Origin of the sequence: Streptomyces sp. NPDC059989 (assembly GCF_042736975.1) — a bacterium.
Classification (GTDB): Bacteria; Actinomycetota; Actinomycetes; order Streptomycetales; family Streptomycetaceae; genus Streptomyces.
In genome coordinates this window covers 133,148-155,262 of sequence record NZ_JBHWUO010000006.1, presented here as the reverse complement: position 1 = coordinate 155,262, position 22,115 = coordinate 133,148, and the positions used below count along the sequence as shown (strand labels likewise).

Genomic DNA, 22,115 nt, shown 5'->3' with positions numbered 1-22,115 from the left:
ATCGGGAGGGTCACCAGCCGGTGCCGGGCCTCGTGAACTGCACGGACGGGGCGACTCCCTGACGGGACGGCGGGGTGGCCGATAGGCTCGGCGCACGCTGCCACTGGAGGTCCGGATGCACCGTTCCGCCGCCCGTACGTTACCGCTGCTGGCCCTCGCCGCCGCGCTCGTCTCGACCGGAGCCGCCGCCCCGCCTTCGGCCCCGGCAACCCCGGGCAAGGTGCCGGTCGCCGCCGGCTACGGCGGGGCCGTCGCCAGCGTCGACGCGGACGCCTCCGCCGTCGGCATCGCCGTCCTGCGCTCCGGCGGCAACGCCGTCGACGCGGCCGTCGCCACCGCCGCCGCGCTCGGCGTCACCGAGCCCTACTCGGCCGGCATCGGCGGAGGCGGCTACTTCGTCTACTACGACGCCGAGTCCCGCCGCGTACAGACCATCGACGGCCGCGAAACCGCCCCCGCCACGGCCACCGCCACCCTCTTCCAGGAGAACGGCGTCCCCATCCCCTTCGCCGAGGGCCAGACCAGCGGCCGCTCCGTCGGCGTCCCCGGCACCCCGGCCACCTGGAAGAGCGCACTCGACTCCTGGGGCAGCCGCCCGCTCGGCCAACTGCTGCGGCCCGCCGAGAAACTGGCCCGCGACGGCTTCACCGTGGACTCCACCTTCCGGGCCCAGACCGAGGCCAACCAGGACCGGTTCAAGGACTTCCCCGACACCCGGAAGCTGTTCCTGCCGGGCGGCGCCCTGCCGGTGGTCGGCTCCACCTTCAAGAACCCGGACCTGGCCGCCACCTACGCGGAACTCGCCCGCAAGGGAACCGGCGCCCTCTACAAGGGCCCCATCGCCGACGACATCGTCCAGGCCGTCCGCAAGCCCCCGGTGGACCCGGCGGCCACCCGCAACGTCCGGCCCGGCGACCTGACCACCGGCGACCTGCGCGCGTACGCGACCAAGCGGCAGGCCCCGACCCGGGTGGGCTACCGCGGCCTGGACGTCTACAGCATGGCGCCCTCCTCCTCCGGCGGCACCACCGTCGGCGAGGCGCTGAACATCCTGGAGGGGACCGATCTCTCCCGGCTGTCCGAGGCGCAGTACCTGCACCGGTTCATCGAGGCCTCCCGGATCTCCTTCGCCGACCGCGGCCGCTGGGTCGGCGACCCGGCCGCCGAGAACGTGCCGACGCGCGAACTGCTGTCCCAGCGCTTCGCCGACTCTCGCGCCTGCCTGATCAAGCCGGACCAGGCGCTGACCAGCCCGCTCGCCCCCGGGGACCCGCGCAGCCCCGCACCCTGCGCCACCACCGGGCAGGCCGCCCCGACCACCTACGAAGGGGAGAACACCACCCACCTGACGGTCGCCGACCGCTGGGGCAACGTGGTCTCCTACACCCTCACCATCGAGTCCACCGGCGGCAGCGCGATCACCGTCCCGGGCCGCGGCTTCCTGCTCAACAACGAGCTGACGGACTTCTCCTTCGCGCCGGCCGCGCCCGGTGTCCCGGACCCGAACCTGCCCGGTCCCGGCAAGCGCCCGCGTTCGTCCATGTCCCCGACCATCGTGCTCGACGACGGGCGGCCGGTCCTCGCGGTGGGCTCCCCGGGCGGCGCCACCATCATCACCACCGTCCTGCAGACCCTGATCGGCCACCTGGACCGGGGCCTGCCGCTGGTCGACGCCATCGCCGCGCCGCGGGCCAGCCAGCGCAACCAGACCACCACCGAGCTGGAGCCGGGGCTGTGGAACAGCCCGCTGCGCGCCGAGCTGGAGGCCATCGGCCAGGGCTTCCGGCAGAACCCGGAGATCGGCGCCGCGACCGGCGTGCAGCGGCTGCCGGACGGCCGCTGGCTGGCCGCGGCCGAGACGAGCCGACGGGGCGGCGGCTCGGCCATGGTCGTCCACCCGCACGGAAAGCCGTAGCGCCGCGCGGAGGCCCGGGGACCGCTACGGCGAGGTGAGGATCCTCGGGCCCTCGGCGGTGATCGCTACCGTGTGCTCCGCGTGCGCGGCGCGGCTGCCGTCGAGGGTGCGCAGGGTCCAGCCGTCGCCGTCGCACCCGTAGTCGTCCGTACCGCCGGCGATCAGCATCGGCTCGATGGCGAGGACCATGCCGGGGCGCAGCTTCATGCCGCGTCCCGGCGGGCCCTCGTTGGGCACGCCCGGGTCCTCGTGCATGCTGCGGCCGATGCCGTGCCCGCCGAAGCAGTCCGGGATGCCGTAGCCGGCGGCGCGGCCGACCGTGCCGACGGCGTGGGCGATGTCCCCGATCCTGTTGCCGGGCACGGCGGCGGCGATCCCCGCCGCGAGGGCCGCCTCGGCGGCCTCGATCAGCCGGAGGTCGGCGGGGCGGGCCCGGCCGACGGTGAAGCTCACCGCCGCGTCGCCGGCCCAGCCGCCGAGCTTCGCCCCGCAGTCGATGCTGACCAGGTCGCCGTCGCGCAGCCGGTACCCGTCGGGGATGCCGTGCACGATCGCGTCGTTGACCGACGCGCACACCACGCCGGGGAAGGGCACCGGCGCGAACCGCGGCCGGTAGCCCAGGAAGGGCGAGGCCGCGCCCGCCTCGTGGAGCACCTCGCGGGCCACCCGGTCCAGGTCCAGCAGGGACACCCCGACGTGCGCGGCCTCCCGTACGGCGGCCAGGGCGTGCGCGACCACGCGGCCCGCGGCGCGCATCTCGTCGATCTGTCGGTCTGTCTTCAGTTCCACCATGCCAATTACTATACCGGTATAACTATAACGGGATACTTATTGGTGCGCGGGGTAGGATGTGGCCATGGTCCGTACCCCCCTCACCCCCGAAGAGCGCGAGCGCGGCGAGCGTCTGGGCGCCCTGCTGCGCGAGGCCCGCGGCGGCCGCAGCATGGTCGAGGTCGCGGCCGGCGCCGGGCTCTCCGCCGAGACCCTCCGCAAGATCGAGACCGGCCGGGCGCCCACCCCCGCCTTCTTCACGGTCGCCGCCCTCGCCGAGGCGCTCGGCCTCTCCCTCGACGAGGTACTGAGGCGCTGCGCCGTCGTTCCCGCCTAGCTGCTCCGACCGGCCGCTCCGGCCTAGCCGTTCGGGCGGGCGCGGCGGCCGAACGGACCAATCGGCGGTGCGACGACCGGGACGCGGGGCAAGCGTGAAGGCGTGTCAGCCACCAACGCACCCCAGCGACTCGGTCTCGGACTCCTCGGCGCGCTCCTCGCGGCCGGCCTGCTCCTCGCGGCCTGCTGTGGTCGGTGAACGCCAGGACCGCCGTCGCGGCCGCCTACGTGACGGTGGTGAGCACCACCACCAGAACGGCACTGATGACGGTCAGCGTCGTCGCGAACGCCTTGCCGGACCGGGACACGCACTCGGGTACCGGGCTTCCGCTCCAACGGGCAACGGCGAACGCGGCGCCGGCCACCAGGAACGAGAAGACCACCGCCAGTCCGATCGTCATGGCCACCATCGCGGCGTGGGTGACATTCACGGCTCCCCTCCAAGATCTTTCCGTGGGACGCGGTACGGCTTCGTACCGGCATGATTCGACGATCCACCCCCCGCGCCTGCCGATGAACCGGTTGGATGTTGTTCGCGCGACAACGTGGGGTTGTCCGATGAACAACCTCGCCGGGAAGGGGGCGGTCGTGGGGACGGCAAAGCGGCCCGGACGTCCGTGGGCGGAGGCTCGCGGCACGAGCAGGGAGATCAACGATCTCGTGCACGTCCTGCGGAGCTGGCTCGACACCTCCAACGTCCCGGTGGCCAAGCTCCACCGACTCCTCACCCCGGAGCACTTCGGCAGTGGCTCCGTGCCCCCGGTGTGGCGCCTGCGGGAACAACTCAACGGTGTCGGGCTCGCCTGGGAACTCGCCGAAGCCGTCGCCGACGTCTGCTTCCCGGACGAGACCGGACAGCAGACGGCCGAACGACTCGATCGGATCCGACCGCTGTGGACCGCGGCGAACGAAGCCCCCACCCCCTCCCGTTCGGCCTACGACCTGGTCGAGGCCCAACAGCGCACGATCGCCGCGCTGGAGGAGCTGAACCGCGTACGCCAAGCATTCGAGGTCAGCGAACAGGCCCGCCTCCAGGCCTTGCAGGTCTCCACGTTGCTCTTCGCCCTGCTGGGCCAGACCCAGGCCCATGTCGCCCGACTGAGCCGGCAACTGGACGTGCTCCGCACGTCCACCGCATCGGCCCCGGGCGACGTGCGGACGGCAGCGAGCCGCCTCGATCGCGCGCAGCAGCAGACGGAGGACCTCCGCACCCAGCTCGCACGCGCCGAGGGCGAGCGAGACAGGGCGCAGCAGGTCGCCGATCACGCCGCCCGGCAGATCAGCAGGCTGGAGGAGGAGCTGCGTGACCTACGGGCCGACGCCGGAGCTCCCGGTCCTTCCCGGGACGAGGCCGGGATCCAGCTCCCCGACCCCGAGGGCGTGACGGCGGGCGATGCCGCCCTCGACCAGGTCGACGCGGTCCTGCAAAGGGCCCGCGACGTGTTGGACCGGGAGCACGAGGCGGTCGAGGGCGCGGCCGAGGACGTGGGTCTGGGGGAAGCCCCGATCGGCGGCGCCGGAGACGGCGGCACGATCATCCCCGGACAGGCCGTGAGGCGGGATGCCGGCGTGCCGGACCCAGGGGATGAGGAGTTGTTCCGCACAACTCCGCACAACTCCTCCGTCCTGTGGCCGACCGGGATCCTGGACCCGTCCGTCGACGGGGTCGACCAGGAATTGATCACCATCATGCGAGGGCTGAGACAGTTACCCGTACCCGATTTCTCGAACGAGATCCTGCTCCACCTGCGTGATCAGCCGCAGGCGTACCGGCCCGCATGGGACCCGCTCGTCCTGCGGTTCAGGGGAACGCTCCGGACGGATCTGCGGGGGCACCAGACCATCTTCCTGCCCGGTGCCGAGCCTGCTCCGGCGGCCGAACGGTGCGAGGTCGGCTCCAGCGGCGCCCTGGCCGACGTGCTGTGCGACGGCTGGCCGGTCTTCTGCGACACCTCTGCCACCCGGACGGCGCTGGTCGAGCTGGTCGGCCCCGGGCGTCCGCTGCCCGACGGGCCACGGCAGGTGATCATCGCGCCGCTGCACAGCCGAAGCCGGGTCATGGGTGCGGCCGTCCTCGTGCGTCACCCCGCCCGGCCACCCTTCCTGGCGAAGGACCTGCACGTCGCCGCCTGGTTGGCGACGCACACCATGCAGGTCATGGACGACACTGCGCAGCGCGCCCGCGATTCGGACACGTCCACGGAGCTCCAACGCCGCATGCTGCCCGCCTCGTTGCCGCAGCAGACCGGCGTCCGACTCGCCGCGCGCTACCTCCCCGCACAGGAGCCGGCTCGGAGAGGCGGTGATTGGTACGACGCCATCGCGCTACCCGGCAGCCGAGTGGCGCTCATCGTCGGCGACGTCATGGGCAATTCGATGCCCTCCGCCGCCGCGGTCATGGGGCAGCTGCGCGGCATCGCTCAGACCCTGGCCGGATTCGACTTGCCGCCACGGGACATCCTGGAGCGGCTCGACGGGCAGGCGCGGGGGCTCGGCGAGCTGATGGCGACATGCCTGTGCGTGGTGTACGACCCGGTCTCGCACCGGATCACCCTCTCGAACGCGGGCCACCCGCCGCCGGTGCTCTTGCACCTGGGCGGCCGCGCCGAGGTGCTCCGCGTACCGCCCGGCGCCCCCATCGGCGTAGGCGGCGTGGACTTCGAGGAGGTCGAGCTGGACGCCCCTCCCGGGTCCACGTTGCTGCTGTACACCGACGGCCTGGTGGAGTCCCGGCTGCGGGACGTGTGGACCGGCATCGAGCAGCTCCGCGAGCGCCTGGCGACCACCGCCCAGCTGACGGGCCTGGAGCACCCGCCGGCGCCGGAGGCGCTGTGTGACGACGTGTTGGACATGCTCGGCCCGGGCGACCGGGACGACGACATCGCGCTGCTCGCGGCCCGGTTCGACGGGATAGCGCCCGGTGACTTCGCGTACTGGTTCCTGGACCCGGAGGAGACGGCGCCCGGCCGGGCCCGCCGGTTCGCCCGCCGTGCGCTGACGCGCTGGGGTCTGGAGGAGTTGAGCGACTCGCTGGAGCTGCTGGTCAGCGAGGTGGTCACCAATGCCGTGCGGTACGCGGAGCGGCCGGTGACCCTGCGCCTGCTGCGTACGGACGTCCTGCGCTGCGAGGTCGGCGACGACTTCCCGCAGCTGCCGCGCCTGCACCGGGCGCGGGCCACCGACGAGGGCGGCCGGGGCGTGTTCCTCGTCGACCGGATCGCCCGCCGCTGGGGTGCGGTCTCACGGTACGGGGGGAAGTTGGTCTGGTTCGAGCTCGACCTGCCGGATGCTCCGGGGCGGCCGCAGGGCGATCCGGAGCCGTCGAGCCCGGGGCCGTAGGGTCGGGGTATGGACCTCGAAGAGCTGGGCAGGGCGCGGTACGTCAGTCTCACCACCTTCCGGAAGGACGGCACGCCCGTCGCCACCCCGGTGTGGGCGGTGGCGGACGGTGGTGAGCTGTACGTATGGACGCGCAGCGATTCGTGGAAGGTGAAGCGGATAGGCAACGACGGGCGGGTCGCCGTCTCCGCGTGCGACGTCCGGGGGCGCGTGGCGGAGGGGGCGCCCGTGCTGGAGGGCGAGGCGCGGCTGCTGGACGAGGCGGGGCTGAAGCGGGTGCGCAGGCTGATGTCCCGGAAGTACACCTGGCAGTTCTGGGTGGTGGATCTGCCCGCGGCGGTGGCCCGGCGGGGGAAGCGGCCGCACACCGCGATCGCCGTGAAGCTTTGAGGCGCCCGTAGCCCGCCCGTAACACTGGTGGGGTCCAATGCGGTCATGGAGACCGCGACTTCGCTGGTGATCAGTCAACTTGCCGAATATCTCCGGGGGTTGACGCAGAGACTGGATCCCGGGGCAGGCTGGTACGGGGAGTTCCTGCGCCGGGATCCGGAGGGTATGCGGGCCTGCCTCGACGGGGCCGCGATCCCGCCCTGGGACGTGGTGGAGTCGCTCCTGAGGGACCTGGGGGCGGAGCCGGCGGCGCGGGAGACCGTATACGCCGCCCAGCTTCGGGGTGCGGCGGTCGCCGCGTGGGACCGCCTGCCGGGCGGGACGGAGGAACTCCGGACCCTGCTGGCGGCCTCGGCGGCCCAGCGGGCCGAGTCGGAGGCGGCCCTGCGCGCCCTCACGGCGCGACTCGGCTCCACCGACGACCCGGCGGAGGCGGACGCGCTGTCCCGGGAACTCTCCTGGATCCAGGACGACGCCGCCCGCGCCGCGTCCCGCCATGCGGACCTGGCGTCCCGCCTGTCGACCGTGCCCCGCCCGGAACCGGAGGCGTGGTCCGGGCCGGGACCCACCAGCTCCCCGTGGCCACTGCCCGACGAGGCTGAGGCGCAGTCGGTGGGCGGGCCCGGCGGGGCGTGGGCCGCCTGGCCGGAGCCGACCGAGCCACTGCCCGGAGTGCCCACGCAGCGAGCCCCGCGGGGCGAGAGGCCCGTAGGCCGGGCCGAGGGCCGGTGGCTGCGCGGGGCACGCCGGGCCGGCGGCGCCCGGTACGCGGGCTCGGCGGCCCCGGAACCCCAGCCCTTCACCCCACCCCCCGGCCACCCCACACAGGACTCCGCCCCGCAGCCCGATCTCCCCGCCCCACGCGGCGCCCGCTTCGCCCGCGAGGCACGACCATCCGACACCGCCCCGGGACCCGAGACCAACGAGCCCACCGGACGCGCCGGAACGGCCCCGTACGACCCCGGCTCCGACGGAGCCGGCAACCTGACGGGCCACTCCGCGCAGGCTCCGCACGGCCCGGGTGCCGACGGGGTTGGGAGCATGTGGGCTCCGCACGGCACCGCTCCCGCAGGGGCCGGGTACATGACGGGACACCCCGAGCAGGCTCCGAACGGCCCGGGTTCCGGCGGGGCCGGGCGTGTGCCGGGGCGCCCCCGCAGGGCGCCGAACGCAACAGGGCTGTCACTCTCCGACCCCTGGCCACGTTCGGCGCCCGAGGAGGTGCCCCGGCGCGCGCACGGTCCCGTCGGAACCTCCCCCGCGCACGGCCCAGCCGTAACAGCTCCCGCCGGAACCGCTTCGTCAGGCGCCGCCCCGACAGGCCCTGCCAAGGCTCCCGCTCCCGCCCCGACAGGCACCGCCCCGGCAGCCACCGCCACCACAACCCCCACCGCCCCCGCCGCCCCCTCCCCCCGCGCCACGCAAGCCGTGGTCGGGGAGCTGCTCGCGCTGCGCGCGCAAGGGCACGGCGGCGCCGCCCACGCCCTGCTCTGCGAGGCCGCCGGCTGGCCCGCGGAGCGACTGCCCGGCCTAGCCGACGAGCTGGTCCGGGCCGGGCTCGCGGCCGACTGGGGAACCCTGCTGTGGGAGGCCGCCTCGCTGCCGCCCGAGCGCCTCGCCGCGGCCGCCGCCGCCCTCGGCGAGGCCGGCCGGGAGGCCGACAGCGACCGCCTGCTCCGCCAGGGCGTCTCCCGCCCCACCGCCGAGATCGCCGACGCGGCCCTCGCCCTCGGCGCGGCCGGCCGCCCCCGGGAGGCCGACGCCCTGCTCGACGCCTTCGTCCGGGTCCGCACCGCGGAGGAGGCGGCCGACCTCGCCCGCCGCGACCCCCGCCGGCTCACCCCCCGCCTGCTCCGGGCCGCCGCGGCCCTGTCCCCGAACCACCACCGGGACCTGGCCCACGCCCTCCGCGTGGCCGGCGTCGCCACGGCGTAAACCGCCCGTCTCCTGACCGCAATCGACCACGGGGCGACGTAACGTGATCGACTACTCCAACCGCGCACGGCGGTCTTGCCCCACGCTGTGACGAGGCCTACGTTCTACTCCCTACGTACTCCGTCTACGTGCGTAGAACCGGCGTTCCCGTCGCGAGGAGCAGCTCATGGCCCAAGTCGTCCGCGCCGCGCTGGTCCAGGCCACCTGGACCGGAGACACCGAGTCGATGATCGCCAAACACGAGGAGCACGCCCGCCGGGCCGCGGCCCAGGGCGCGAAGATCATCGGCTTCCAGGAGGTGTTCAACGCCCCCTACTTCTGCCAGGTCCAGGAGCCCGAGCACTACCGCTGGGCCGAGGCCGTCCCCGACGGCCCGACCGTCCGCCGCATGCAGGACCTCGCCCGCGAGACCGGAATGGTGATCGTGGTCCCCGTCTTCGAGCGGGAGAGCGAGGGCTTCTACTACAACACCGCCGCCGTCATCGACGCGGACGGCAGCTACCTCGGCAAGTACCGCAAGCACCACATCCCCCAGGTCAAGGGCTTCTGGGAGAAGTACTACTTCCGTCCGGGCAACCTCGGCTGGCCCGTCTTCGACACCGCCGTCGGCCGGATCGGCGTCTACATCTGCTACGACCGCCACTTCCCCGAGGGGTGGCGCCAACTCGGCCTGGCCGGCGCCCAGCTGGTGTACAACCCGTCCGCCACCCACCGAGGGCTCTCCTCGCACCTGTGGCAGCTGGAACAGCCCGCCTCCGCCGTCGCCAACGAGTACTTCGTCGCCGCCATCAACCGCGTCGGCCAGGAGGAGTACGGCGACAACGACTTCTACGGCACCAGCTACTTCGTCGACCCGCGCGGACAGTTCGTCGGTGAAGTCGCCAGCGACAAGGAGGAGGAACTCCTCGTCCGCGACCTCGACTTCGACCTCATCGAAGAGGTCCGCACCCAGTGGGCCTTCTACCGCGACCGCCGCCCCGACGCCTACGGAGGGCTCGTACAGCCGTGACCAACCCGATTCCCCTGCACAGCCGCCACCGTTCCGTCCTGCCCGACTGGCTCGCGCTCTACTACGACCGCCCCATCGAGCTGACCCACGGCGAGGGCCGCCACGTCTGGGACGCCGACGGCAACCGCTACCTCGACTTCTTCGGCGGCATCCTCACCACGATGACCGCCCACGCCCTGCCCGAGGTCACCAAGGCCGTCTCCGAGCAGGCCGGCCGGATCATCCACTCCTCCACCCTCTACCTCAACCGGCCGATGATCGAGCTGGCCGAGCGCGTCGCCGCGCTGTCCGGCATCCCCGACGCCCGGGTCTTCTTCACCACTTCGGGCACCGAGGCCAACGACACCGCCCTGCTGCTCGCGACGACGTACCGCCGCTCCAACCAGATCCTGGCGATGCGCAACAGCTACCACGGCCGGTCCTTCTCCACCGTGTCGATCACCGGCAACCGCGGCTGGTCCCCGACCAGCCTCTCGCCGCTCCAGACGTACTACGTGCACGGCGCCGTCCGCACCCGCGGCCCCTTCGCGCACCTCTCCGACGCCGAGTTCACCGCCGCCGCCGTCTCGGACCTCGAAGACGTCCTCGGCCAGGCCCGCGGGGGAGTGGCCGCGCTCATCGCCGAGCCGATCCAGGGCGTCGGCGGCTTCACCTCCCCGCCCGACGGCCTCTACGGAGCCTTCCGCGAGGTCCTGGACCGCCACAGCATCCTCTGGATCAGCGACGAGGTGCAGACCGGCTGGGGGCGTACGGGCGACCACTTCTGGGGCTGGCAGGCCCACGCCCAGAACGGCCCGCCGGACATCCTCACCTTCGCCAAGGGCATCGGCAACGGCATGTCCATCGGCGGGGTCGTCGCCCGCGCCGAGGTGATGAACTGCCTCGACTCCAACTCCATCTCCACCTTCGGCGGCTCCCCGGTCACCATGGCGGCCGGCCTCGCGAACCTCGCGTACCTGCAGGAACACGACCTCCAGGGCAACGCCCGCCGCGTCGGCGGCCTGCTCCTGGAGCGGCTGCGCGCCATCACCGCCGCCGTGCCCGCCGTACGGGAGGTGCGCGGCCGGGGCCTGATGGCCGGGCTGGAGCTGACCCGGCCCGGCACCGACCAGGCCGACCCGGACGCGGCCGCGGCCGTCCTGGAGGCCGCCCGCGCCGGCGGACTGCTGCTCGGCAAGGGCGGCGGCTACAACACCAGCGTGCTGCGCATCGCGCCGCCGCTCTCCCTGACCGTCGCCGAGGCGGAAGAGGGCGCCGAGATCCTCGAACAGGCGCTCCGCAGCATCCAGTAGGGGGATTCCGATGAGCACCCGCACCCTGATCCGCGGCGGTCTGGTCGTCACCGCCGCCGACGAACTCCACGCGGACGTCCTGATCGAGGACGGCCGCGTGGCGGCCCTGGCGGCGCACGGCTCGGCCGCCGCCGAGGCCTGGACGGCCGACCGTACGATCGACGCGAGCGCGAAGTACGTCATCCCGGGCGGGGTCGACGCGCACACCCACATGGAGCTCCCCTTCGGCGGCACCTCCGCCTCGGACACCTTCGAGACCGGAACCCGCGCCGCCGCCTGGGGCGGCACCACCACCATCGTCGACTTCGCCGTGCAGAGCATGGGCCAGCCCCTGCGCGCCGGGCTCGACACCTGGTACGACAAGGCCGACGGCCACTGCGCCATCGACTACGCCTTCCACATGATCCTCTCGGACGTCAACGAGGGCACCCTCAAGGAGATGGACCTCCTCATCGGGGAGGGGGTCACCTCCTTCAAGCTGTTCATGGCGTATCCGGGGGTCTTCTACAGCGACGACGGGCAGATCCTGCGGGCCATGCAGCGGGCCTCCACCAACGGCGGGCTGATCATGATGCACGCCGAGAACGGCATCGCGATCGACGTCCTCGTCGAACAGGCCCTGGCCCGCGGGGAGACCGACCCCCGCCACCACGGCGAGGTGCGCAAGGTGCTCCTGGAGGCCGAGGCCACGCACCGCGCCATCCAGCTGGCGCGGGTCGCGGGCTCCCCGCTCTACGTCGTCCACGTATCGGCGGAGGAGGCGGTGGCCGAGCTGGCCGCCGCCCGCGACAAGGGCCTGCCCGTCTTCGGGGAGACCTGCCCGCAGTACCTCTTCCTGTCCACCGACAACCTGGCCGAGCCCGACTTCCAGGGCGCCAAGTACGTCTGCTCCACCCCGCTGCGCCCCCGCGAACACCAGGCGGCGCTGTGGCGGGGGCTGCGGACCAACGACCTCCAGGTGGTCTCCACCGACCACTGCCCGTTCTGCTTCCGCGGCCAGAAGGAGCTGGGCCGCGGTGACTTCTCCAAGATCCCCAACGGGCTGCCGGGCGTGGAGAACCGGATGGACCTCCTCCACCAGGCCGTCCTGGACGGGCACATCAGCCGCCGCCGCTGGATCGAGATCGCCTGCGCGACCCCGGCCCGGATGTTCGGCCTCTACCCCCGGAAGGGCACCATCGCGCCGGGCTCCGACGCCGACATCGTCCTCTACGATCCGCACGCCGAGCAGGTCATCTCCGCCGAGACCCACCACATGAACGTGGACTACTCGGCGTACGAGGGCAGGCGGATCACCGGACGCGTCGAAACGGTCCTCTCGCGCGGCGAACTGGTCATCGACCGGCGCGAGTTCACCGGCCGGGCCGGACACGGCGCCTTCATCCACCGCTCCACCTGCCAGTACCTGTAAGCACCGCACGCAGCAAGGAGCAGCCATGGACTTCGGCCTCGTCCTGCAGACCGACCCGCCCGCCTCGCAGGTGGTCAGCCTCATGCGCCGTGCCGAGCGCAACGGGTTCCGCTACGGCTGGACCTTCGACTCCGCCGTGCTGTGGCAGGAGCCGTTCGTCATCTACAGCCAGATCCTCTCCAACACGCAGAAGCTGCACGTCGGCCCGATGGTGACCAACCCGGGCACCCGCACCTGGGAGGTGACCGCCTCCACCTTCGCGACCCTCAACGACATGTTCGGCAACCGCACCGTGTGCGGGATCGGGCGCGGGGACTCGGCCATGCGGGTGGCCGGGCGCGCGCCGAACACCCTGGCCCGGCTCGGCGAGGCCATCGAGGTCATCCGCGATCTGGCGGAGGGCCGCGAGGCGGTCGTCGACGGCAATCCGATCCGCCTGCCCTGGGTCCGGGACGGAAAGCTCCCGGTGTGGATGGCCGCGTACGGGCCGAAGGCGCTGGCGCTCACGGGGCAGAAGGCGGACGGTTTCATCCTCCAGCTCGCCGACCCGTATCTGACGGAGTGGATGGTCAAGGCGGTGCGCGCCGCGGCGGCGGAGGCCGGACGCGATCCCGCCGCGATCAGGATCTGCGTCGCCGCGCCCGCCTACGTCACCGCCGACGACTCGCCGGAGGCCCTCGCGCACGCCCGTGAGCAGTGCCGCTGGTTCGGCGGCATGGTCGGCAACCACGTCGCCGACCTCGTCTCCCGCTACGGCGAGCACTCCGGCATGGTCCCCGAGGCCCTCACCGACTACATCAAGGCCCGCAAGGGCTACGACTACTCCCACCACGGGCGCGCCGACAATCCCGACACGGCGTTCGTACCGGACGAGGTGGTCGACCGGTTCTGCCTGATCGGCCCGGCCGAGGCCCACATCGAGAAGCTGAAGGCGCTGCGTGACCTGGGGGTCGACCAGTTCGCCGTCTACGACATGCACGACGCCAAGGAGGCGACGATCGACGCCTACGGCGCGCGGATCATCCCGGCGCTCACCGGATGACCGCCACGACCGCCACGACCCCCATGACCGTCCGCACCGCCGGCTGAAAGGGCACACGGCATGACCGCGACCGTCCCGCCCGAAAGACCGACAACCGACCAGGCGGGACGCGTCGAACTCCCACCGGACACCCGTTTCCCCGACCGGCGTTTCGTCAACGACGACCTGCTGCCCGTGCCGGTCGCCCGCCGGAACTGGACCACCTACAACTTCGTGGCCCTGTGGATCGGCATGGCCCACTGCATCCCGTCCTGGACCCTGGCCTCCGGCCTGGTCGCGCTCGGCATGGACTGGAAGCAGGCCGTCCTCACCATCGCCCTCGCCAACGTGATCGTGCTGCTGCCGATGCTGCTCACCGGCCACGCCGGGCCCAAGTACGGCATCCCGTTCCCGATCCTGGCCCGCGCCTCGTTCGGGGTGCGCGGGGCGAACCTGCCGGCGATGGTGCGTGCCGCGGTGGCCTGCTGCTGGTTCGGCATCCAGACCTGGATCGGCGGCCAGGGCATCTTCCTGCTCCTCGGGAAGATCTTCGGCGGCTGGGCGGACGCGACCGAGGTCGGCGGCTACCCGTGGACCCTCTGGCTGTGCTTCGTCATCTTCTGGGTGCTCGAACTCGCCATCATCTACCGGGGCATGGACACCCTGCGCCGCTTCGAGAACTGGGCCGCACCCTTCGTGCTGGTCGGCGCCGTCGTCCTGCTGATCTGGATCGCGAACAAGGCGGGCGGCTTCGGCCCGCTGCTGCACGAGCCGTCGAAGCTCGGCTGGGGCGCGGACTTCTGGAAGGTCTTCTTCCCGGGCCTGATGGGCATGATCGGCTTCTGGTCCACGCTGTCGCTCAACATCCCGGACTTCACGCGCTTCGGGAAGGGTCAGCGCGCCCAGGTCTGGGGCCAGACCCTGGGCCTGCCCACCACGATGACGGCCTTCGCGCTCATGTCCGTACTGGTGACGGCCGGTTCGCAGCAGGTCTACGGCGCGGCGATCTGGGACCCCGTCGAGCTGGCCGCCAAGACCGACAACGTCTTCGGCCTGCTCTACGCCCTGGTCACCGTCTTCGTCGCGACGATCTCCGTGAACATCGCCGCGAACGTCGTCTCACCCGCCTACGACCTCGCGAACCTGGCACCCAAGCTCATCAACTTCCGTAGAGGAGCTCTCATCACGGGCGTCCTCGGCGTCCTCGTGATGCCGTGGAAGCTGACGGCGACGCCCGAGCTGTACATCTTCACCTGGCTCGGCGTGGTCGGCGGGCTCCTCGGCACGGTCGCCGGGATCCTGATCGCCGACTACTGGATCATCCGCCGTACCGTGCTGCACCTCCAAGACCTGTACGTGACGGGCGGCCGCTACTGGTACGCCGCCGGCTGGAACTGGCGGGCGGTCGTGGCCTTCGCCGTCGGCGGGGTGCTCGCCGTGGGCGGCTCGTACTCGACGCTCGACGCCAAGGGCGCCAAGGCGGGCCCGTTCCCCGTGGACGGGATCATCCCGGTCCTCAAACCGCTCGCGGACTACGGCTGGGCCGTCGGGCTCAGCACGTCACTCGTCCTGTACGTGGCCCTGATGGCGGGCAAGGGCGGGCATGACCGGTCCTGAACGGCCGACGCCGGCCTACGGGGTCTCGGCGCCCCAGCCGTTGGGGCAGGAGTCCGGCTTCGTGCCGTAGGCGTAGGCCACGAAGTCCTTCAGGTCCGGGACCCAGTACGGCCATTGGTGCTCGCCCGCGCCCTGGCAGTAGCGGTGCGGCACGCCGCGGTCCTTCAGGTCATGGTGGAGGGCAGCCGTGCCGGCGCCGATGGCGGTCTCGCCGGAGCCGCCCGCGCCGCCCGCGTACAGGGCCATCCTCCCGCCGTACGAGGCGTACTTGCCGTCCAGCGCCAGGTTCACCGGATTCTGGCCGGGCCAGGTCGCGGGCGGGCCGAACACCGTGGCCATCCGGTACGGGGTGTCGCCGGTGACCCGGAACTTGCCGTCGAACAGGCCCGTCCAGAGGATCGAAGCGCCCACCTGCCAGGTGGAGGCGGCGATGAGCGCCTGGGCGTCGGGGTGGTAGATGTCGGTGCCCGGCGAGAAGGCGCCCACCGCCGAGAACAGGTCCGGGTGGCGGCCCGCGTACCGCAGGGCTCCGTACCCGCCCATCGACACGCCCGCCACGGCCCGTCCGGACGCCGACTTCACGGTGTTGAAGTTGGCGTCGATCCACGGGACCAGCTGCTCGACGTGGAAGGTCTCCCACTGCGGGGCGAAGAAGCCGTCCGTGTGCCCGGGCCAGTCGCTGTACCAGCCGGCCTTGCCGCCCTCCGGCATCACCACGATGCCGTTGAAGGCCGAACCCCGCAGCGCCGCGGTCACATTGCCCTCGTCGGTCTTCGACCACTGCTCGACATCGCCCGTACCGCCGTGCAGCAGGTACAGCACGGGGTAGGGGCGGGCCGGGTCGCGCCGGTAGTCCTCGGGCAGCAGGATCCGCACCCGCACGGGCACCCGTACCGGATCGATCGACGGGGTCCCGCCGTGCGGGGCGAAGATCGCGGCCGTCGTCAGCGAGGCGTCGCCCATCCGCTCGCTCTGCCCGGCGGCGACCGACCACGTCTGCAGGGTCAGCCCGTGCGCGTCGGGCGCCGGCAGCGAGGGCAGCACCGACCGCGCCGCCGCTCCGGCGGGCGCGCCGGGCGCGGCCATGAAGAGCGCGGCGGCGGTGGCGAGCAGTGCCGGCACGCGGCGCAGGGGGGAAGGACGGCGCACGAGGTCTCCCGGGGACGGCCGAAAAGGGCGGGCGCCGCCGGTTTAGCACGCCCGTCCCGCAGCCACCAGGAGGTATGCCTCCTTCCGCTCCGCCGGGCCCGGATCGCCGGGCGGTTCACCGGGAATCCACCCTGTGTCCGGACCCCCGATGCGCATTGTCGGTGGGGTTTGTCGGTGGGGCGTGCTTTGCTGGGGGCATGATCGATGAGTTCCTGGCCCATGGCCTGTCCGATGTGGAAGAGGCCGTCCGCAAGGCGGCGGCGGTCGAGATCATGCCGAGGTTCCGGCAGCTCGCCGACCACGAGGTCGACCAGAAGAGCGGACCGCACGACCTGGTGACGGTCGCCGACCGCCAGGCCGAGGAGCACCTCACGGCCTCCCTGACCCGGCTGCTGCCCGGCTCGGCGGTCGTCGGCGAGGAGGCCGTGCACGCCGATCCGACCGTCTACGGGGCGCTGCGCGCCGACGCGCCGGTGTGGATCGTGGACCCGGTCGACGGCACCCGGCAGTTCGTGAACGGCGACCCCGCCTTCTGCACCCTGGTGGCGCTGGCCCACCGCGGGGAGATCCTCGCCTCCTGGACCTTCGCCCCGGCCCTGGAGGAGCTGGCCACCGCCGTGCGCGGGCAGGGCGCGTACGTCAACGGCGAGCGGATCCGCAGCGGCTCGCCCGAACCCGGCGCCGACCTGCGGGTGGCCATGGCCCACCCGCTGTACACCTCCGAGGCGGACAAGCAGACCCTGAGCCGCCTGGAGGTGCCCGGGGTCGCGGCCCGCCCGTGCGGTTCGGCGGGCCTGGAGTACCTGAAGGTGGCCCGCGGCGAGATGGACGGCCTGGCCTTCACCTGGCCCTCGGCCTGGGACCACGCGGCCGGTCTGCTGCTGGTCGCCGAGGCCGGCGGGTCGCAGAGCACCGTTGCCGGCGTCCCCTTCCGGGTGGACCGGGACAACGCCCTGCCGTTCGCCGTCGGACGGGACGAGGCCACCGCCGTACGGATCCGGGACCTGCTCCGGGGCGCCTAGTGCCGTGACCGCCCGCGCGGGCGGGCGGAATATCCTGGAAGCGCAGGCGCCGCCGGACGAAGGAGTCGCAAGTGCCGTCGATTCTCGATGCGGTCGTGGTGGGGGCGGGGCCCAACGGGCTGACGGCCGCTGTCGAACTGGCCCGGCGCGGCTTCTCGGTGGCCGTTTTCGAAGTCGCCGACACGGTGGGCGGGGGAGCCAGGACCGAGGAGCTCACCCTGCCCGGCTTCCGGCACGACCCCTGCTCGGCGGTGCACCCGCTCGGCGTCGGCTCGCCGGTCTTCGCCACCATGCCGCTGAAGCGGTACGGGCTGGAGTGGCTGCACCCCCCGCTCCCGATGGCGCACCCCTTCGACGACGGTACGGCCGCCGTCCTCTCCCGCTCGGTCGCGGAGACGGCGGCGTCCCTCGGCCCGCGCGACGCGGGTGCGTACCGCCGCCTCGTGGACCCGTACCTCGGCAGATGGGACACGCTGGTCCGGGACTTCATGTCCCTGCCGAGCACCGCGCTGCCCCGCGACCCGCTGACCCTCGCCCGCTTCGGGCTGGCCGGACTGCCCCCCTCCACCTGGCTCCTGCGCCGTTTCCGCGACGAGCGGGCGCGCGCCCTGTTCGCGGGGCTCGTGGCGCACGTCATCGCCCCGCTCGGCGGGATCGCCACCGGCGCCGTCGGCCTGGTCTTCGCCCTGGCCGCGCACGCGAACGGCTGGCCGATGCCGCGCGGCGGCTCGCAGTCCATCTCCGACGCCCTCGCCGCCTACCTGCGCGACCTCGGCGGCACCGTCCACACCGGCTTCGAGGTCAAACGGCTCGACGACCTCCCGCCCGCCCGCGCCTACGTCTTCGACACCTCGCCGACCGCGCTGGCCCGCATCGCCCGCCTGGGGCGCGCCTACGACGGCTACCGGTACGGCGCCGCCGCGTTCAAGCTCGACTACGCTCTGGACGGCCCCGTCCCGTGGACCGCCGAGGCGCCCCGCCGGGCCGGCACCGTGCAGATCGGCCCCCGCGCCCGCGACATCGACGCCGCCCTCCAGCTCGCCACGAGCGGCCGCGCCCCGCGCAACCCCTTCCTCATCACCGCGCAGCCCAGCCTCGTCGACCCCGGCCGCGCACCCGCGGGCAAGCACGTGTTCTGGGCGTACGGCCATGTCCCCGCGGGCTGGGAGGGAGACCTCACCGACGCGGTCGAACGCCAACTGGAGCGCTTCGCGCCGGGCTTCCGCGACCTGATCCTGGCCCGTGCCACGGCCGGCCCACCGCAACTCGCCGCCCGCAACCCCAACTACGTCGGCGGGGACATCGCCTGCGGCGCCGCCTCGGGACTCCAGCTCCTGCTGCGCCCGAAGCTCTCCCTGTTCCCCTACGCCACGGCGAACCCGGCCGTCTTCATCTGCTCCTCGGCGACCCCGCCCGGCCCGGGCGTCCACGGCATGTCCGGGCACAACGCGGCCAAGGCCGTCTGGCGCCACCTGCGAAAGGACTCCTGATGGTCCGGATCACCCTGGTCCGCGGCGACATCACCGCCGAGAAGGCCGACGCGATCGTCAACGCCGCGAACTCCTCGCTGCTCGGCGGCGGCGGGGTCGACGGCGCCATCCACCGGCGCGGCGGCCCCGAGATCCTCGCCGCCTGCGAGGACCTGCGCCGCTCGCACTACGGCAAGGGCCTGCCGACGGGCCGGGCCGTCGCCACCACCGCCGGCCGGCTCCCCGCCGCGCACGTCATCCACACCGTCGGCCCCGTCTGGTCCCGCGAGGAGGACCGCTCGGAGCTGCTCGCCTCCTGCTACCGCGAATCCCTGCGGGTCGCCGACGAGTTGGGGGCCCGTACGGTCGCCTTCCCGGCCATCTCCACCGGCATCTACGGGTGGCCCATGGACGACGGGGCGCGGATCGCGGTGGAGACCGTACGGGCGGCCCGGACCGAGGTGGAAGAGGTCCGCTTCGTCCTCTTCGACGACAAGGCCTACGCGGCCTTCGCCGGCCAGGTCGGCTGACCCGCAGGGATCAAGAGGTCCTGCCCGGGGCCGGCCGGGGATACGTCCTCGACTGCTTGACGCTGCCGTACGCGAAGCTCGACTCGATCGAGGCGATGCCGGGAATGGCGTGGATCCGGTGGCGCACCAGGGCCTCGTACGCCTCCAGGTCCTCGATGACGACGCGGAGCAGGTAGTCGCTGCTGCCCGCCATCAGGTAGCAGTCCTGGATGTGCTCGATGACCGCGACGTGCTCCTCGAAGAGCCGGACCGCCTCCGCCGTGTGGCGCTCCAGCCGGATCCGGACGAAGACGGTCACCGGGAGTCCGAAGGCGACCTGGTCGACCATCGCCGTGTAGCCGCGGATGAGACCGGCCTCCTCCAGGCGCCGGACCCGGCGCAGGCAGGGGGAGGGGGAGAGGCGGACCCGGTCGGCCAGATCCTGGTTGGTCAGGCGTCCGTCGGCCTGCAATTCCCGGATGATCTGCAGATCGACTGCGTCCATGGCCACTCCTTGGCAGATTCTGCCCCAAACGTATGTCCGAGCGGCAGAACTGGCAATCGGCTGCCCCGGCCGAAGCCCTAGCGTTGCCAGTGAACGGACCAGACCGGTCCGCTCTCAGAGGCTGGAGCACTTTCCCTTGGTCGCCACGAACACCTCCACAGCGGCCGCGCCTCCCGATGCGGCGGGCCCGCGCGCCGGACAACCCGGCTGGCGCGGGCTCTCCCCGCTCTCCCTGCTCTCCCCGCAGGCCCGGGGCACCCTGGCGCTGCTCGTGACCGTGTCGATCTGGGCCGCCTTCGCGCTCAGCGCCCGCGCCCTGAGCGCCTCCACCCTGCTGCCCGCCGACGCGGCCCTGCTGCGGTTCGGCGTCCCGCTCGTCGTCCTGTTCCCCGCGCTGTGGCGCCGCCGCCGGCGCATCGCGGCCGTGCGGCCGGGCGCCGCTGCCAAGATCATCTGCGGGGCGGGGGTGCCCTTCTTCCTGGCCGCCATGCACGGCGGCGCCCTGACCTCGGCCGCCTTCGTCGGCTCGATCGTCCCCGGCATGGTCCCGCTCTTCGTCTCCGCGCTCATGGTCGCCCGCGGGCACCGCGCCCCGCGGGGCACGCAGGCCGCCGGGCTCGCGCTGATCGCGGTCGGCGTGGTCGCCCTCGTCTGGCGCTACGTCGTTCCCGTCGACACCGGCGTACTGGCGGGCGCGGGCACCCTCCTGGTGGCCAGCGGCCTGTGGGCCCTGTACACGGTGGGACTGCGCGATGTGGACCTCGATCCGGTCGGATCGATCGGACTGCTGTGCCTGCCCTCCTTCGCCGTGATCGGGCTCCTGGTCCTGACCGGGGTGCTCCCCACCGGTCTCGCCCACGCGGCCGGCGGCGACATCGCCCTCTTCCTGGTGGTGCAGGGGCTCGGGGTCGGACTGTGCGCCGGCCTGCTGTACGCCTACGCGATCCGCCGGCTGGGCGCCGAGCGCAGTGCCGTCGTCGGAAGCCTCAGCCCGGTGGCCGTGGTCCTGCTCGCCATCCCCCTGCTCGACGAGTCGCCCACCGTCGCCGTCCTCATCGGCGTACCCCTCATCACCGCCGGTGTCGTCCTCGCCAACCGCCGTCCCCCCGTCCGCCCCCACCCCCGTCCCGAGGTTCCCGCAGATGCTTGAGCTCCTCCCGCCGCCGCCCACCGACCCGCTGTGGGACCTGACCGCCGAGTTCGCGGCCGACGAGCGGCCCGAGCGCCTGAACCTCGTCCTCGGCGTCTACCGCGACGCCGCGGGCCGCACGCCCGTCATGGCCGCCGTCCGCGAGGCGGAGATCCGCCTCGCGGAGCGCTCCGAGTCCAAGGAGTACCGGGGCCTGTCCGGCAACACCGCCTTCAACCGCGCCCTGTTGGGGATGGTTCTGGGAGCCGAGGGGACCGCGGACCGGGCCGCGGCGGTCCAGACCGTCGCGGGCTCCGGCGCGCTGCGGCTGCTGGCCGATCTGATCTGCCGGACCCGCCCCGGGACCACGGTCTGGATCAGCGACCCGGCCTACGTCAACCACCGCCCCATCCTGGAGGCCGCCGGTCTGCGGGTGCGCCCGTACGGCTGGCGCGACGCGGACGGCGGCTTCGACGCGGCCGGAGTGCTGCGCGAGCTGAGCGGCGCGCGACGGGACGACGTCGTGCTGCTCCAGGGCTGCTGCCACAACCCCACGGGGGTCGACCCGTCGCGGGAGGACTGGGCGGCGCTGGCCGAACTGGCCGCCCGGGACGGCTGGGTGCCCTTCGTCGACCTCGCCTACCACGGGCTCGGCGGCGGCCTGGAAGCCGACCTGGCGGCCACCCGCATGCTGGCCGCCCGCGTCCCGGAGATGCTCATAGCCGTCAGCTGCTCGAAGAACTTCGGCCTCTACAGCGACCGCACCGGCTGCGCCATCGTCCTCGGCGGGTCGAGCCGGGCCGTGCGGCACGCCGAGACGACCCTCCAGAACGCCGCCCGGACGCTCTACTCGATGCCGCCCGAGCACGGCGCGGCCGTCGTGACGACGATCCTGGAGGACGGGCAGCTGCGCGACCTCTGGCGGGCGGAACTGGATGTGATGCGCGGCCGGATCGCGGCCAACCGCACGGATCTGACCACGCACCTGAGCGCCCTGGGCTGCGAGGCGCAGGCGCGGTCGCTCGCGCGGCAGAAGGGGATGTTCTCGATGCTGCCGCTCTCGGCCGAGCAGATGCTCCGGCTGCGCAGGCAGTTCGCGATCTACGGCACGACCTCGGGGCGGATCAACATCGCGGGGATCCCGGGGCACCGCATCCCGTTCCTCGCGCAGGGCATCGCTGCGGTCATCGGTACGGGGGCGGATGCGGGCGCGGGCGCCCGGACACGACAGTCCCCGGCAGTCTCGCCGATTCCATGAGCCATCCGCCGTCGCCGATGGCTCCCGTGGTTCGCAAG

The 22,115-nt window shown here is 73.0% G+C and carries 19 protein-coding genes; 15 read left to right on the top strand and 4 right to left on the bottom strand.

The annotated features are described in order from the left end of the window. Positions 1 to 115 precede the first annotated feature (115 nt). Positions 116 to 1,915 carry a gamma-glutamyltransferase gene (gene ggt, locus ACFWBN_RS07835; RefSeq protein ID WP_385172212.1) on the top strand — a complete coding sequence of 600 codons (1,800 nt, stop codon included), beginning with the start codon at positions 116 to 118 and terminating at the stop codon, positions 1,913 to 1,915. A 24-nt stretch (positions 1,916 to 1,939) separates the two neighbouring features. On the opposite strand, the gene map is transcribed toward ggt, so the two are convergent. After that, entirely contained in the window at positions 1,940 to 2,707 is a 768-nt protein-coding gene (gene map, locus ACFWBN_RS07830; protein ID WP_385172209.1) for a type I methionyl aminopeptidase, read from the bottom strand. A 64-nt stretch (positions 2,708 to 2,771) separates the two neighbouring features. Between map and ACFWBN_RS07825 the strand changes: the two genes are divergently transcribed. Beyond that, positions 2,772 to 3,023, top strand: coding sequence for a helix-turn-helix domain-containing protein (locus ACFWBN_RS07825; RefSeq protein ID WP_385172206.1), 252 nt, complete (start codon positions 2,772 to 2,774; stop codon positions 3,021 to 3,023). 223 nt (positions 3,024 to 3,246) lie between these two features. Here ACFWBN_RS07825 and ACFWBN_RS07820 read toward each other — a convergent pair whose 3' ends face one another. Next, entirely contained in the window at positions 3,247 to 3,453 is a 207-nt protein-coding gene (locus ACFWBN_RS07820) for a hypothetical protein (RefSeq protein ID WP_385172204.1), read from the bottom strand. Between the two features lie 157 nt (positions 3,454 to 3,610). Between ACFWBN_RS07820 and ACFWBN_RS07815 the strand changes: the two genes are divergently transcribed. The 8 genes from ACFWBN_RS07815 to ACFWBN_RS07780 all read left to right on the top strand — a co-directional run bounded on the left by ACFWBN_RS07815 (position 3,611) and on the right by ACFWBN_RS07780 (position 15,036). After that, positions 3,611 to 6,361, top strand: coding sequence for a SpoIIE family protein phosphatase (locus tag ACFWBN_RS07815; RefSeq protein WP_385172202.1), 2,751 nt, complete (start codon positions 3,611 to 3,613; stop codon positions 6,359 to 6,361). Positions 6,362 to 6,370: 9 nt separating this feature from the next. Continuing rightward, the gene (locus ACFWBN_RS07810; protein WP_385172199.1) at positions 6,371 to 6,751 is read left to right on the top strand and encodes a PPOX class F420-dependent oxidoreductase; all 381 of its coding nucleotides are present in this window, start codon (positions 6,371 to 6,373) and stop codon (positions 6,749 to 6,751) included. A 1,428-nt stretch (positions 6,752 to 8,179) separates the two neighbouring features. Then, on the top strand, positions 8,180 to 8,686 hold the full coding sequence (locus tag ACFWBN_RS07805) for a hypothetical protein (protein WP_385172196.1): 507 nt from the start codon (positions 8,180 to 8,182) through the stop codon (positions 8,684 to 8,686). 166 nt (positions 8,687 to 8,852) lie between these two features. Further along, positions 8,853 to 9,695, top strand: a complete 843-nt coding sequence (locus tag ACFWBN_RS07800; RefSeq protein WP_385172193.1) for a nitrilase-related carbon-nitrogen hydrolase — start codon at positions 8,853 to 8,855, stop codon at positions 9,693 to 9,695. Next, the gene (locus tag ACFWBN_RS07795) at positions 9,692 to 10,987 is read left to right on the top strand and encodes an aspartate aminotransferase family protein (protein WP_385172190.1); all 1,296 of its coding nucleotides are present in this window, start codon (positions 9,692 to 9,694) and stop codon (positions 10,985 to 10,987) included. Before ACFWBN_RS07800 ends, ACFWBN_RS07795 begins: the two co-directional genes overlap by 4 nt. A gap of 10 nt (positions 10,988 to 10,997) precedes the next feature. Beyond that, complete coding sequence (hydA, locus tag ACFWBN_RS07790; protein ID WP_385172187.1) at positions 10,998 to 12,398, top strand: dihydropyrimidinase; 1,401 nt, start codon at positions 10,998 to 11,000, stop codon at positions 12,396 to 12,398. A 25-nt stretch (positions 12,399 to 12,423) separates the two neighbouring features. Further along, a complete protein-coding gene (locus ACFWBN_RS07785) occupies positions 12,424 to 13,440 on the top strand; it encodes a TIGR03842 family LLM class F420-dependent oxidoreductase (RefSeq protein WP_385172184.1) in 1,017 nt (338 codons plus the stop codon). A 60-nt stretch (positions 13,441 to 13,500) separates the two neighbouring features. Next, entirely contained in the window at positions 13,501 to 15,036 is a 1,536-nt protein-coding gene (locus ACFWBN_RS07780; protein ID WP_385172182.1) for an NCS1 family nucleobase:cation symporter-1, read from the top strand. Positions 15,037 to 15,051: 15 nt separating this feature from the next. On the opposite strand, the gene ACFWBN_RS07775 is transcribed toward ACFWBN_RS07780, so the two are convergent. Further along, positions 15,052 to 16,185 carry an alpha/beta hydrolase gene (locus tag ACFWBN_RS07775; protein ID WP_385172179.1) on the bottom strand — a complete coding sequence of 378 codons (1,134 nt, stop codon included), beginning with the start codon at positions 16,183 to 16,185 and terminating at the stop codon, positions 15,052 to 15,054. 197 nt (positions 16,186 to 16,382) lie between these two features. Here ACFWBN_RS07775 and ACFWBN_RS07770 point away from each other — a divergent pair, with 197 nt between their 5' ends. The 3 genes from ACFWBN_RS07770 to ACFWBN_RS07760 all read left to right on the top strand — a co-directional run bounded on the left by ACFWBN_RS07770 (position 16,383) and on the right by ACFWBN_RS07760 (position 19,206). Next, entirely contained in the window at positions 16,383 to 17,207 is an 825-nt protein-coding gene (locus ACFWBN_RS07770) for an inositol monophosphatase family protein (protein WP_385172176.1), read from the top strand. Positions 17,208 to 17,278: 71 nt separating this feature from the next. Then, positions 17,279 to 18,697, top strand: coding sequence for a phytoene desaturase family protein (locus tag ACFWBN_RS07765; protein WP_385172172.1), 1,419 nt, complete (start codon positions 17,279 to 17,281; stop codon positions 18,695 to 18,697). Next, on the top strand, positions 18,697 to 19,206 hold the full coding sequence (locus ACFWBN_RS07760) for an O-acetyl-ADP-ribose deacetylase (protein WP_385172170.1): 510 nt from the start codon (positions 18,697 to 18,699) through the stop codon (positions 19,204 to 19,206). The genes ACFWBN_RS07765 and ACFWBN_RS07760 overlap by 1 nt, the downstream gene beginning before the upstream one ends. 10 nt (positions 19,207 to 19,216) lie before the next feature. Here ACFWBN_RS07760 and ACFWBN_RS07755 read toward each other — a convergent pair whose 3' ends face one another. After that, positions 19,217 to 19,690 carry an Lrp/AsnC family transcriptional regulator gene (locus ACFWBN_RS07755; protein WP_385172167.1) on the bottom strand — a complete coding sequence of 158 codons (474 nt, stop codon included), beginning with the start codon at positions 19,688 to 19,690 and terminating at the stop codon, positions 19,217 to 19,219. A gap of 136 nt (positions 19,691 to 19,826) precedes the next feature. On the opposite strand from ACFWBN_RS07755, the gene ACFWBN_RS07750 reads away from it, so the two are divergent. Both ACFWBN_RS07750 and ACFWBN_RS07745 read left to right on the top strand, forming a co-directional pair. After that, positions 19,827 to 20,840 carry a DMT family transporter gene (locus ACFWBN_RS07750; RefSeq protein WP_385172164.1) on the top strand — a complete coding sequence of 338 codons (1,014 nt, stop codon included), beginning with the start codon at positions 19,827 to 19,829 and terminating at the stop codon, positions 20,838 to 20,840. Then, complete coding sequence (locus ACFWBN_RS07745; RefSeq protein WP_385172161.1) at positions 20,833 to 22,077, top strand: aromatic amino acid transaminase; 1,245 nt, start codon at positions 20,833 to 20,835, stop codon at positions 22,075 to 22,077. The genes ACFWBN_RS07750 and ACFWBN_RS07745 overlap by 8 nt, the downstream gene beginning before the upstream one ends. Positions 22,078 to 22,115: the final 38 nt, after the last annotated feature.